Below are 12,797 nucleotides of genomic sequence, written 5' to 3' on the forward strand. Positions count from 1 at the left end.
CCTGATACCTGATACCTGATACCTGATACCTGATACCTAGTGTTTTGCCGCATACGCTTCGGCTTGTTGCCAAACGCGTAGTGTATTACCACTTAAAATCTTTTTAATATCGGTGTCGTTGTAGCCCCTATCCATTAACCCTTGCACTAGGTTAGGGTAGCTAGATACATCCTTTAAACCGATAGGAAGAGAGTCGCCCACGCCGTCGTAATCAGAGCCAATACCGACATGATCAATACCAATTAGCTTCACTACATGGTCAATATGATCAAGCACTTGTGTAAGGCTAGCAAATGGGAATGGGTTTTTAGCGCGATACATAGCATCAAAATCTTTACTTACCTTAGTACCTTGCTTTTTAGCTGCTTCCTTTTTGTTTTTCATTTGATCGTACCATGCACCTGCTTTAGAGGTGACAAAGCTTGAGCCAAAGTTTATTTGAATAACTCCGCCATTTTCTTTTAGCGCAAGTAGCATCTCATCATTCATATTACGCTCAAAGCCCGGCGTGTATTTGCGTAATGATGAGTGCGAGGCTATAACCGGCGTGTTAGATAATGCCATAACTTGATAAAACGCATCATCGGAAATATGCGACACATCGATGAGCATGCCGATGTTGTTCATTTCCGTCACTAGCTTTTTACCAAACGGGCTCAAGCCTTTCCACTTGCGGCGAATATCATACGATGAGTCAGAAATATGATTGCTTTGCGAGTGTGCTAGGGTGATGTAGCGCACGCCGCGATCAAAAAAGTGCTGCAGGTTTTGCATATCGCCTTCAATCGGCGAGCCATTTTCCATGCCCATCGCTATCGATATTTTACCTTGCTTAAACTGTGTTTCGATATCGCTTGTTGAGCTGGCAATGGCAAACTTATCTGGCGCGCGAAAAGCAATCGCTTCCATACCATCAATCAGTTGATTCGCTAATTGAAAGCTTTTACCTTTGCCTTCAAACTCCAAATGCGCTGGAATATAAATCGACATAAACGGTGCGTTTAAGCCACCTTTTACGGCGCGAGGGTAGTCAAAATCGCCATCGTCAGTGGCTTTAGTTACATCCGCCCATTTATCGTGAATACGGTAAGGTACATCAATGTGGGTATCGATTAAAATCGTATCGTGAGCAAGCTTAATTGCTTTTTTTGATGGGGTAATATTTGCTTGCGCAGGTCCTGTTAATGCAATGGCTATTGCAACAACTAATGAGCTTAGTTTTATCATTTATAATGGCTCTTTAAGTTAAAAAGCCATTGTCTATTTTTCCGTCGTGTCTGACAAGTTTACTCGTCGAATTGCTGTTCATTTTGTAGTGCTTTGAATTCGTTTTTGGAAATGATGGTGACCGACTCGTGCAGCTCAGAGAAAAATACCATCGCTTCGCCGTTGTTAAGTTGCTGATTTACCTGTGCTACTTTGCTTTCAATGGTTACCTCTTGCGCGCCATAGTCAGTACCTTCACGCAGCACGTAGCTTTCAATAAGGTTGTATAGGGTGTCTTTATCAAGTTGTTGATGAGGGATGATCATGCTGACTCTTTATTTGCTGAATTAAAAACATGGTGACCAAAATAGCGTGGCACGGCTTGCTCTAACCAAAATACTGGCTTAAATGGGTTATTGCCGCTAATAAACCCCACATGCCCGCCTTTTTCTGAGACGCGCAGCGTAACATGCTCACTGACATCTTGCCTACTGGGCGCTGCCTTAATTGACAGCATGGGGTCGTCTTTGGCATGAATAATTAATGTTGGCACCGCTATATGCTTTAAATACGGCATAGCGCTCGCTTGGCGATAATAATCGTGCGCGTTTGCAAAGCCATGCAGCGGTGCGGTAAGTTGATTATCAAACTCTAGCAGGTCATCTATTTGCATTAATTGCTCGGGCGTTAAGGCAATGTGTTGCTTAATTTGCGGTAACTTACGGTGCATCGACTTTTTCATGCGATCGAGTAAATATTTTTGATAAATCTTCCCTAAGCTTTTGCGGATCACATCGCTCGATGAGGATAAATCATAAGGCGCTGACACTACCGCGGCGGCGTTTAACGGGCAGTGCGCTGCTTGCTCACCTAAATACTTAGCCAGCACATTGCCACCGAGCGAAAACCCCACGGCGACGAGAGGTCGGTTTGGGTATAGTTTTTTTAAGTGATTAATAAAAAACTCTAAGTCGGCGGTATCCCCACTATGATAAGCACGTGGTAGGCGATTAACTTGCGTTGAGCAGTTTCTAAAGTGCATCAGCACGACTGCAAACCCGTGTTGTTTTAAGGCTTTCATCATGCCTTTGGCGTAAAAGCTATTGATATTGCCTTCAAGACCATGCAATACCACGGCAAGTGGCGCGGTTTCATTATGTGGCAGTGACCAAGCCAGCTCAATAAAATCACCATCAGGGGTATCAAGCTGTTCAAGTTCGTAGCGAGTATTATGAAATGGGCGGAAAAAACGCGGCATTATGGTTTGAACGTGACGATTTGTCATCCACCATGCGGGTTTAAACTGTGGGATCATATTGGTACTACACACTTTGTAAAAATGAAGCGCTAGTGTACCAAAAAGAATAAAAAGCGCCTAATCAGTAAACTGATTAGGCGCTTTGTGTGGTGCTTAATGTTGCTCGGGTATTTCTGCTTCGCTTACCTTTTTAATAAAGTAGTACAAATAAAAAAGGCATAAACCAATAACGACGCCGAGAAAACCAAATGATAAAAACAGCACCGGGTCGCTAAAAAAATCTCTGAAGAATACGTCCATAATTGCCTCCTAATGTTTATGAGTTAAGCATAGGCTGGCTCAGTGCGTGAAGAGATGATCGAGATCAAGTTATCTCACTTAGCTAATTGCTGATAAAGGCGAAGTTGATTTAGATCATGTTTTGCAGACGAAGTGCGTCGCTTTGCAGGGAAGGTTATAGGTATCAGCTTTACGCAGTAAAAGAAGGGATACAAGCAGGGATAAATATTATTGCTAACTTTTACTTTTTATCCCTCCACAAGCGCAGCGCCTCTTAAGCTCTTTGTGAATAAGTTACTTAAGAGTTTTTTAGAAAAAGAGCAGAGAGTGAGGGAGGTCAAATAGCTGATCACTGACCGTTCGAAACTGATAGCTTATAAATACAGCGCGCTATTATCTGGCGTTGTACATGCTATAAGCTCAAAGTCATTTGCTGCAGCAATTAGCATTTGCTGTTGTTGTTTCTCTAGCTTAAGTTCGGCGCTAAGTAGCGCGTGTCGAATATTGGCGTAATCAGTAATACTCTGCTGATTTGCCTTTAAATAACCGCGAGCGCTGCGAAGTGGCTTTAATACCTGAGCATCAAATTCACTAACCACGTGTTGCAATTGACTTAATTGCTCAGCGTTAATGCTGAAATTTAACGAATCTAAATAATAAAGTAATAAACATAAGTTGACGTTTTTACCTTGCTGGTTTTGATAATCCAACAGACGCGTTTGCATGTGACCTTTGCTGTAAAGGTCACATGCAAACTGCCAAAAGTCATCGCTATTGAGCAAGTTCATCGGCAAATGCCTGCTCTTTTTGTTCCATTTCCTCCAGCGACATTAGCAACTCTTCTTCAACCTCATTAAGCTTAGGGGTTAACGTGGCTTGTTTGCTAATTAGCTCTTTAAGCTTGCCTTTGTTTTCATCGTTGTAGAGTGTGTTATCGCCCAGTGCACTTTCCACTTCAGCTAGTTCAGCTGCAAACTTATCCAGTTGCTTCTCGAGCTTTTCAATTTGTTTTTTCAGCGGTTGAATCGCTTTTCTAAATTCGGCTTCAAGGCGTTTTTGCTCTTTACGGTTAACTTGTGAGTGGGCTTTTGGCTCATCGTCAGTGTCAGTTACTTTAGCCGCTTCTTTATTGGCATTGAGTAGCCACTGATAATACGCGTCTAGATCGTAGCCAAACTGGGTTACTTTACCGCTATCCACTAAATAAAATTCATCGGCGGTATTTTTTAACATATGGCGGTCGTGCGATACGGTGACCATAGCGCCTTCAAATCCTTGTAGTGCCATGACCAACGCGTGGCGCATTTCTAAATCAAGGTGGTTAGTGGGCTCATCCAGTAGCAACAAGTTGGGTTTTTGATACACCAACATCGCCAAGACTAAGCGGGCTTTTTCGCCGCCTGAAAACGGCGCTACAGGTTCCAGCGCTTTGTCGCCAATAAAGGCAAAGCCGCCTAAAAAATCCCGCAGCGATTGTTCGGTGGCTTTAGGGTTTAAACGCTGTAAATGGGTAATAGCGCTGGCTGTTAAATCAAGCGACTCTAATTGGTGCTGTGCAAAGTAGCCAATATTTAATCCATGGTGCTGCACAACTTTACCGGCTTGGGGCTCTAAATCACCAGACAGGAGTTTAATTAACGTTGATTTACCCGCGCCATTTCGGCCCAGTAAAGCAATACGGCTACCCGGTACTAAGTTTAATTCGATATTATTTAAAATGGTGATATCAGCATAACCCGCTTGGGCTTTATCTATCGTCATTAGTGGGTTGGGTAGGGCTGTAGGCTCGGCAAATTCAAAGTTAAATGGTGAATCAGCATGCGCCGGCGCTAATTTTTCCATGCGTTCCAGCGCTTTTACGCGGCTTTGTGCTTGTTTGGCTTTACTGGCTTTAGCTTTAAAGCGAGTAATAAACTGTTCTAAATGCGCAATTTGCTCTTGTTGTTTTTCAAACATGGCTTGTTGCTGTAATAAGCGCTCGGCTTTTTGGCGCTCAAACTGCGAGTAGTTGCCTTTATACACGTTGATCAGTTGTTTATCGATGTGCCAAATTTGATCCACCACGGCATCTAAAAACTCACGGTCATGGGAGATAAGTACCAGTGTGCCGCTATAGGCACGTAAAAAACGCTCAAGCCAGTAGACCGCGTCTAAATCAAGGTGGTTGGTTGGCTCATCAAGTAATAATAGGTCGGCATCACGAATAAGTGCTTGCGCTAGGTTTAAGCGCATTCGCCAGCCACCGGAAAAGGCACTGACGGGGTTTTCAATCAGATTATTAGCAAAACCTAGGCCGTGTAGTAGCTCGCCCGCTTTGGCTTCAATGCTATAGCCTTTAATATTTTCTAGCTGAATATGGACTTTTGCTTGAGTGTCACCATCGTTGTTTTTTTCGGCCTCACGCAGGGCAATACGCAGCGCATAATATTGAGGATGACCTTGTAATACATAGTCTAGGGCACTAATTTCAAGTGCGGGGGTTTCTTGTTTTACTGATGCAATAGACCAGTCTTTAGGGATGGTAAAGTTACCCGCATCAAGCTGTAACTCAGACTTTAATAAGCTAAATAGCGTTGACTTACCGCAACCGTTAGCGCCGACTAGGCCTACTTTATGCTCTGGAAATAACGTAGCCGAAGCATTTTTTAGTAATGCTTTACCACCACGAAGAAGTTCTATTTCTGAGATTTGAATCATAAATGCGTTACTTTACTGTGCCCTAATTGAATTGCCGGCATTATAACACGGATCGTAATAGGCATATCAATCGTATCAACGCACCATCTAATACGTTAAAATAGCCGCAGTTCAAACTGTAGGAAAAGTCTCGTGAAACAAAAGAAACGATTTATTGCTGGTGCAACATGCCCTGAGTGTAAGGCGATGGATAAGTTAATGCTTTATAAAGAACATGATGTAGAAAAAGTAGAGTGTGTAGCGTGCGGACATAAAATGGCACAGCCAGAAAATGCAGTGCAGGCCTCAACACGCCAATTTGAACAGGTAATCGGCGTGTTTAAGCCTGGCGATTAACGCCTTGCTAGTGCTGCTTAGTAATGCGGCGGCGGTGGCTCAGGCTCGTTTGACATCATTGATGATGAAGACTGTGCCTCTTTTATTTTTTCCGCCAGTAGCTCTGTTTGGCGCTTCATTTTAGCCAACAGCTGCTGGTGTACTTTGATTTCGTCATTTAAGATTTCAATCGTTTCATCTTGAAAAGCCACTTTGGCTTCAAGTTCCATTAAGCGATGTTCAATTGTGTTCATTTGCGTCTCGTATTATAAAGCGCTCAGCGATGCCGCTTGAGCTTTCGGTTAACAACGACTTGCCATTTTCTGTAAATGCTACATCAAGCACCACTGCCGATTTAGGCTTACTGCCCTCGCGTGGTGTGACTTGCCAAGTTTGAATTTTTTCACCACTTGATATTTGCCACAAATCAACGCGCTTATTTGGCGAGCCGGTTGCAAGCAAAGTACCGGGGTCGTTAAAGCGCACCGCAGTAAAAATTTTCTGACGCGCAATATACGTCAGTTTACTCACAAGATCACCTGTAGTCAGCTGCCATACATTCGCTTGTGCCATACTGTCGGCGGTAAACGCATAGCGACCTTGGGGATCAAGGGTGACTTGGGTAACACGAGTCGGGTGATTAAAACGGTGAATAACTTGCCCGGTGCGGGTATCCCAAAAGTAGGCCACGTAATCGTTTGAGCCACTCAGTGCATAACGGCCATTAGGCGCAAGATCCACGGTATTAATTTTTTCTTGGTGACCTAAAAACTCGATGCGTCGACCGGTTTCAAGATTAATAAAAACCACAACCCCATCACTGCGGCCATATAAAACGCTGCGACCTTGGTTACTAATGGCAATATCGCGAATACTGGCGTGTTGTATTTTGTAATAGCCGGTATTTTTGCCAGTGGCAATATCCCACACGGCAAAGGTGTCTTTTTCTGCGGTAACGGCCACGCTGTTGTCGTAGGCAATCGCGACGGTATGTACTAAGCTATCTTGGGTTTGTTGCTGAAACCATTGGTATTTTAATACTTGTTGTTGATTATCCCACAGCGCAACCCCATGGTTAATAGAAGATACCAAGCTGTATTTACCATCGTGCGAAACAGCTGCTGCAAACGCGCCTTGTGCGGCATGTTCGTAACTGGCAACGGCCTGTTGTTTTTTGTCGCTACAAGCGATGGCCGATAAACAGCAAAACACGATTAAAAAAGTACGAAATAACGACATATTACAGGTATTTCCTCTTAACTCTTAGTGACTGAGAGGTTAGACTAGATCACGTTGTGGTCTAGGTTGTTTGTCTAATCACTAGATATGTTATTAGTTTAGCTTATAAAGTAATTAAACAAGCAGCCTATCATGTAGGCCGTTAATCTTTAACTAGTAATAATACAATAAATGACAACTGCAAAGTGTGTCGGAGATTTAAAATGAAAAAGACGATTAAATTGTCATTGATTGCAGCGTCAGTTTTAGCGCTTACAGCTTGTAATCAAGAAGCAAAAAAAGAGCAAGCTGAAGTTAAACTAGACACTGTAGCGCAGCAACAAGCATACGGTATTGGTGCATCTGTGGGTAACTTTTTAAATAAAGACCTAGCAGATAAAAAAGAAATTGGTATCGAATTAGATCAAGGCCTATTAATTCGTGGTTTTGAAGATGCGCTAGCGGGTAATGCGAAAATTGACGAAGAAAAAATTCGTGAAGTACTTACTGCGTTAGACACGTCAGTGCGTACTAAGCAAGAAGAGCTGGCTAAAGTAGAAGCTGAAAAAAGCAAAGCAGAGGGTGAAAAATACCTAGCTGAAAATGCGACAAAAGAAGGCGTGACAGTCACTGAGTCTGGTTTACAGTACGAAGTAATTACCTTAGGTGATGGTGAAACACCAGCAGCCACTGATGTTGTTAAAGTACATTATAAAGGCACCTTGTTAGACGGTACTGAGTTTGATAGCTCTTACTCACGTAATGAGCCAACGACTTTCCCACTTAACCGTGTAATTTCTGGTTGGACTGAAGGTTTACAGTTGATGCCAGTTGGCTCAAAGTACAAGTTCACTATTCCAGCTGATCTTGCATACGGCGACCGTGACTTAGGTAAAATCCCAGCTAATTCAACACTTATTTTTGAAGTGGAATTACTTGAGATCCAAAACGAGACAGAAGAAGCAGACGCTGAATAATTAAAACGTTATGCTAAAAATACAAAAAGGGACCTAAGGTCCCTTTTTTAATGCGTTTACCTAACTAATTTTTTATATTAATCAGTATGATTTGAGAATAAGTTATCAATTAGCTCATCTTCTAACGCAAAGCGCGCTTCAAGTGCTTCGCCAATCACAGATAAATCATTGTCAAAGCCCGTTAGTAAGTCGTCTGCAGCCACTTCTGCGTACTTGTCATTAAAATCGAGTGCCACATCGGTAGTATCTGAAATACGTGGGTAAATAGCGTTTGCCAATTGTTGGCTTTCTGGGCCTTTCTTTTCGCAGGCTTTAGCAATGTCATCGTATACTTCAAAATGACCGGCAGATAAGTAATCCATTAAAATTTGGCAAAAAGTTTGAATTTGCTCCGGCTCCGGTAGCGCAGGGTCCTTTTTCTCATAAGGTGCAAAACCAGCTAGTTTGCAATACAGCACAATCAGTTGTTGTCGCTCGTTTAGCCATTTATCGATGACAGTATGACTACCCCCCCACTTTTGTTGAGCTTTTTCTACACGCGTCAGCATAATTGTTCTCCTAAGCTGGGTTGGTTTTTAATTTTTTGTAATAGTTGTTTATATCAAGATATATTTTATTTGCGCGTATATCAACTAGTAAAATAAATCATCTAACGGCGGGTTAGGGTTAATTTGGCTGGGCCAGTTGAATTTATTGCAGGCAAGAAAAAACCACCAATTAAGGTGGTTTAATTTCTTTTCTATGACTTGTTTAAACAAGCTTTCTTATTTTTATGAGAAGATTTTTGTTATTTTTATTATTGTAATAATTTTTATTATTATTGTTTTGTTAACGCGGGATAAACAATACCAAGCTTTTTACTATGTTGCAAATAGTTTAATGAAAAGTTTTAAATGTTACCACTGTTTGCTTGTTTAATGAGCAAATACCACCAAAAGTGCGAAACAATCAGCTTGCTGTTGATTTAATCGCTTAGCGATAGAGAGGTGGTGAATATGGTGGTACAATCTCGCTCAATTTCTATAAGCATTAGGATTATTGACGCCATGAGCGAATTAAAAAACGACCGTTATTTACGTGCACTTGCAAAACAACCAGTTGATGTAACTCCGGTATGGATGATGCGCCAAGCAGGACGTTATTTACCAGAGTACCGTGCGACACGTGCACAAGCGGGCGATTTTATGAGCCTGTGTAGAAATGCTGAGCTAGCGTGCGAAGTAACACTACAGCCACTGCGCCGTTACCCGTTAGATGCCGCTATTTTATTTAGTGATATTTTAACCATTCCCGATGCTATGGGTTTAGGTCTGTACTTTGAAACAGGTGAAGGCCCCAAGTTTGAGCGTCCAATTTCATCATTAGCCGATGTGAAAAAAATTCCTAAGCTAGATCCAACCGACGAGCTGGGCTATGTAATGAACGCGGTTAGCACTATTCGCCGTGAATTAAAGGGCGAAGTGCCATTAATTGGTTTTTCTGGTTCACCGTGGACATTGGCTACCTATATGGTTGAAGGCGGTAGCAGTAAAGTCTTTGGTAAAATTAAAAAAATGGCCTTTGCTGAGCCGCAAACGTTACATTTACTCCTTGATAAGCTGGCCGATTCAGTGATCGACTACTTAAACGCGCAAGTTAAAGCCGGTGCGCAATCGTTAATGGTATTTGACTCTTGGGGTGGGGTGTTAAGCCCACGTGATTACAATGAGTTTTCACTGCAATACATGCATAAAATCGTTGATGGCTTAATTCGTGAATACGACGGTCGCAAAGTACCAGTCACCTTATTTACTAAAAATGGTGGCCAATGGATTGAAGCGATTGCCGCAACAGGGTGTGATGCAATTGGCCTAGATTGGACCATTAACATTGGCGATGCTAAACGCCGTGTGGGTGACAAAGTAGCGCTACAAGGTAATATGGATCCATCTATGTTACACGGTACACCAGAGCGTATTCGTCAAGAAGTAGCCACCATTTTAGAAGACTTTGGCACTGGTAATGGCCATGTGTTTAACTTAGGCCACGGTATTACTCCAGATGTAGACCCTGAGCATGCTGGCGTATTTATTAATGCCGTGCACGAGCTAAGTGCAAAGTACCACAAGTAATCAAGCTGGCATTACACTTAGTACAGCAATAACAAACAAAAAGCCCGCTTATTACTAAGCGGGCTTTTTAATGGGTTTAACCTAAGTTATTGGAATAAACGGTTTAAACCATTTAATGCCGCAACGCGATAGGCTTCTGCCATTGTGGGGTAATTAAAGGTGGTGTTTACAAAGTATTCAATATTATTGCCGCCATTTTTTTGTTCCATTATGGCTTGGCCAATGTGAACAATTTCAGAGGCACGTTCGCCAAAGCAATGTACACCCAGTACTTCTTTGGTTTCGGTGTGAAATAATATTTTTAAACTCCCCACATCGGTGCCGGCTATTTGTGCACGGGCCAAGTGTTTAAACTGCGCTCTACCTACTTCATACGGTACTTTAGCCGCCGTAAGTTGTTGCTCTGTTTTACCTACCGAGCTCATTTCTGGAATGGTATAAATACCGGCTGGAATATCAATAATCAGCTTTTCATCGCAGTTACCACAGGCAATTGAGTCTGCGGCAATACGGCCTTGATCAAAGGCTGCGCTTGCAAGGCTTGGGTAGCCAATCACATCGCCTACCGCATACACATTATCAACGCTAGTTTGGTAGGTTTCGTTCACCTTTAACTGACCACGGCTGTCGGCTTTTAAGCCAATTGCTTCTAAATTTAGATCGTCGGTGTTACCGGTACGGCCGTTGGCAAATAAAATACAGTCGGCTTTTACCCGTTTACCCGATTTTAAGTGCATTACCACACAGTCATCACGGGTTTCGACGTGATCAAATTCTTCGTTATGGCGAATAACAATGCCGCTATTCCAAAAGTGATAGCTTAATGCATCTGACACTTCAGCATCCATAAAGGCCAATAAGCGATCGCGAGTATTCACTAAATCAACTTTAGCACCGAGGCCTTTAAAAATAGACGCATACTCACAGCCAATCACACCCGCGCCATATATAAGTACCCGTTGTGGATCGTGCTCTAGGCCTAAAATGGTATCGCTGTCGTAAATACGCGAGTGATTAAAGTCAACTTCGGGTGGGCGGTACGGACGTGAACCGGTGGCAATCACAATCGTTTTAGCGGTTAGGCGTTCGGTTGAGCCATCAAGGCGCTTGATCTCTATGGTGTGTTTATCAACAAAGCTGGCATCGCCTTGAAACATATGAATGCGGTTACGATCGTAAAAGCTACTGCGTAGGCTAGACTGCTTTGAAATAACCGAGCTTGCATGACGTAAAATATCAGGAAAAGTCAGTCGGTTAAGACGCTCGCCATTATTAAACAAGGGGTTAGACTTATATTCTACGTAACGGCTAACAGAGTGACGCAGTGCTTTTGAAGGAATGGTTCCCCAATGCACACAGCCGCCACCCACCGCTGCTTGGCGTTCAATAACTGCCACTTTTTTGTTGTTCTTTGATAGGTTCATGGCGGTGCCTTCACCGCCCGGACCCGTACCAATTATAATTGCATCATATTGGTATGCTACGGGTGCTTTTTTTTTCTGTTCGGGTTGTTTGGCCACAGCCACTCCTATTTTAACTAAAAGAGGCTTTTAATAACCTCGCATTAAGCGCTAACCAAGCCTGCTTTTGATTTTCCCAGGCGGCCTCCAGCTCATGGTATTGTGCCATTAATGCAGACTTTTCACACTGTTTTGCCATGTTATTTTTTTTAGCTTCTAACACTTGTTTTTGCAATGTGCAGTAGTTCTGCAATTTTTTAATAAGCAAATCATATTCTTGCTGTAGTAAGGTTAGCTTATCTTGCGCCGAAGGCAATTTAGCGAGACGGGTTTGCGTTTTGCTCATTAAGGTTTCAGCTTTGGCTTTTTCGATACGCTCCACGGGGGTACGCTTTAACTTACTGGCTAAGCCCAGTGCTGCTAACGAACGAATAATCCATTTGGTGGGGTCGTAATGATACCATTTGATACCGTTGCGATAATCGCTGGCAAAAATATGATGAAAATTATGATAACCCTCACCGTGGGTAAACAGCGCTAAAAAGCCGTTATCGCGAGCAGTATTCTTTTCGGTATACGGGCGAGAACCCCAAATATGCGCCAATGAATTAATAAAAAAGGTGAAATGTTGGCTCAGTACTAAGCGTAATAACCCGCTTAGTAATAACATACCCCAAACATCGCCGAGCATTAAACCAAGCGCCAGTGGCAAGCCTAAATTCATTAACACAACTAATTTAAAGTAATGCTGGTGTTGCCACATCACTATTTTATTACGCTGTAGATCACGACAGTTACTGTAGTCGCCGTAGCTTTCGCCTTGGTAGTCACGGAGCATCCAGCCTATATGACTATACCAAAAACCATTGGTGGCGGCGTAAGGGTCTTTTGTTGGGTGGTCAACTTGGCCGTGGTGAATACGGTGATCACTGCTCCAATGTAGTGCGCTATTTTGCAGTGCAAAGGCCCCCCCTAAGGCAAACACAAATTCAACCGCGGGGTGAGCATTATAAGTTTTATGCGCCCATAGGCGGTGGTAACCTGCTGTGATAGACAAGCCTGCATAAAACATACAACCAATAAAGGCTATCCAGTGGCCACTGGAAAAGCCATAATTAATACCATACCAAGGTACTAATGTGACTGCGGCCAAAAAAGTAAGGCTAAAAAATAGGACGTTAGTCCAAATTAGGGGTGGTTTATTCATTATTAAATTATCTCAGCGTACAACTGTACGCCAAAATAATATTTCAATCTGCTGCCGTCAAGTATTAGA

14 protein-coding genes are annotated in these 12,797 nt (G+C 42.7%); 3 read left to right on the top strand and 11 right to left on the bottom strand.

The genetic code is table 11. The annotated features are described in order from the left end of the window. Positions 1-36: 36 nt before the first annotated feature. From ABYB02_RS03695 to ABYB02_RS03720, 6 genes are all read right to left on the bottom strand, one after another. On the bottom strand, positions 37-1,227 hold the full coding sequence (locus ABYB02_RS03695) for a dipeptidase (RefSeq protein ID WP_372761110.1): 1,191 nt from the start codon (positions 1,225-1,227) through the stop codon (positions 37-39). Positions 1,228-1,286: 59 nt separating this feature from the next. Then, on the bottom strand, positions 1,287-1,532 hold the full coding sequence (locus tag ABYB02_RS03700) for a YheU family protein (protein ID WP_372761111.1): 246 nt from the start codon (positions 1,530-1,532) through the stop codon (positions 1,287-1,289). Further along, positions 1,529-2,521, bottom strand: coding sequence for a hydrolase (locus tag ABYB02_RS03705; protein WP_372761112.1), 993 nt, complete (start codon positions 2,519-2,521; stop codon positions 1,529-1,531). The genes ABYB02_RS03700 and ABYB02_RS03705 overlap by 4 nt, the downstream gene beginning before the upstream one ends. Positions 2,522-2,617: 96 nt before the next feature. After that, the gene (locus tag ABYB02_RS03710) at positions 2,618-2,764 is read right to left on the bottom strand and encodes a hypothetical protein (protein WP_372761113.1); all 147 of its coding nucleotides are present in this window, start codon (positions 2,762-2,764) and stop codon (positions 2,618-2,620) included. 353 nt (positions 2,765-3,117) lie between these two features. Next, a complete protein-coding gene (locus ABYB02_RS03715) occupies positions 3,118-3,531 on the bottom strand; it encodes a TIGR02444 family protein (protein WP_372761114.1) in 414 nt (137 codons plus the stop codon). After that, positions 3,515-5,440, bottom strand: a complete 1,926-nt coding sequence (locus tag ABYB02_RS03720) for an ATP-binding cassette domain-containing protein (RefSeq protein WP_372761115.1) — start codon at positions 5,438-5,440, stop codon at positions 3,515-3,517. The genes ABYB02_RS03715 and ABYB02_RS03720 overlap by 17 nt, the downstream gene beginning before the upstream one ends. A 132-nt stretch (positions 5,441-5,572) precedes the next feature. On the opposite strand from ABYB02_RS03720, the gene ABYB02_RS03725 reads away from it, so the two are divergent. Continuing rightward, positions 5,573-5,776 carry a YheV family putative zinc ribbon protein gene (locus tag ABYB02_RS03725; protein ID WP_372761116.1) on the top strand — a complete coding sequence of 68 codons (204 nt, stop codon included), beginning with the start codon at positions 5,573-5,575 and terminating at the stop codon, positions 5,774-5,776. A gap of 17 nt (positions 5,777-5,793) precedes the next feature. Here the strand turns inward: ABYB02_RS03725 and ABYB02_RS03730 are convergent, their stop codons facing one another. Together ABYB02_RS03730 and ABYB02_RS03735 are read right to left on the bottom strand one after the other, a co-directional pair. After that, positions 5,794-6,009 (bottom strand): SlyX family protein, encoded by a 216-nt coding sequence (locus ABYB02_RS03730; protein ID WP_372761117.1) that lies wholly within the window; start codon positions 6,007-6,009, stop codon positions 5,794-5,796. Beyond that, positions 5,996-6,994, bottom strand: a complete 999-nt coding sequence (locus tag ABYB02_RS03735; RefSeq protein WP_372761118.1) for a WD40 repeat domain-containing protein — start codon at positions 6,992-6,994, stop codon at positions 5,996-5,998. Before ABYB02_RS03735 ends, ABYB02_RS03730 begins: the two co-directional genes overlap by 14 nt. A gap of 203 nt (positions 6,995-7,197) precedes the next feature. Between ABYB02_RS03735 and fkpA the strand changes: the two genes are divergently transcribed. Continuing rightward, positions 7,198-7,950 (top strand): FKBP-type peptidyl-prolyl cis-trans isomerase, encoded by a 753-nt coding sequence (gene fkpA / locus ABYB02_RS03740; RefSeq protein ID WP_372761119.1) that lies wholly within the window; start codon positions 7,198-7,200, stop codon positions 7,948-7,950. Positions 7,951-8,027: 77 nt separating this feature from the next. Here the strand turns inward: fkpA and rsd are convergent, their stop codons facing one another. Continuing rightward, on the bottom strand, positions 8,028-8,498 hold the full coding sequence (gene rsd / locus ABYB02_RS03745) for a sigma D regulator (protein ID WP_372761120.1): 471 nt from the start codon (positions 8,496-8,498) through the stop codon (positions 8,028-8,030). A gap of 498 nt (positions 8,499-8,996) precedes the next feature. Between rsd and hemE the strand changes: the two genes are divergently transcribed. Further along, positions 8,997-10,061 (top strand): uroporphyrinogen decarboxylase, encoded by a 1,065-nt coding sequence (gene hemE, locus ABYB02_RS03750; RefSeq protein WP_372761121.1) that lies wholly within the window; start codon positions 8,997-8,999, stop codon positions 10,059-10,061. Positions 10,062-10,147: 86 nt separating this feature from the next. Here the strand turns inward: hemE and sthA are convergent, their stop codons facing one another. Beyond that, entirely contained in the window at positions 10,148-11,581 is a 1,434-nt protein-coding gene (gene sthA / locus ABYB02_RS03755) for a Si-specific NAD(P)(+) transhydrogenase (protein ID WP_372761122.1), read from the bottom strand. 13 nt (positions 11,582-11,594) lie between these two features. After that, positions 11,595-12,728, bottom strand: coding sequence for an acyl-CoA desaturase (locus tag ABYB02_RS03760; RefSeq protein WP_372761123.1), 1,134 nt, complete (start codon positions 12,726-12,728; stop codon positions 11,595-11,597). Between the last annotated feature and the right edge of the window lie 69 nt (positions 12,729-12,797).

The sequence above is a fragment of the Pseudoalteromonas sp. genome, from assembly GCF_041613455.1.
In the GTDB taxonomy this organism is placed as follows: domain Bacteria; phylum Pseudomonadota; class Gammaproteobacteria; order Enterobacterales; family Alteromonadaceae; genus Pseudoalteromonas.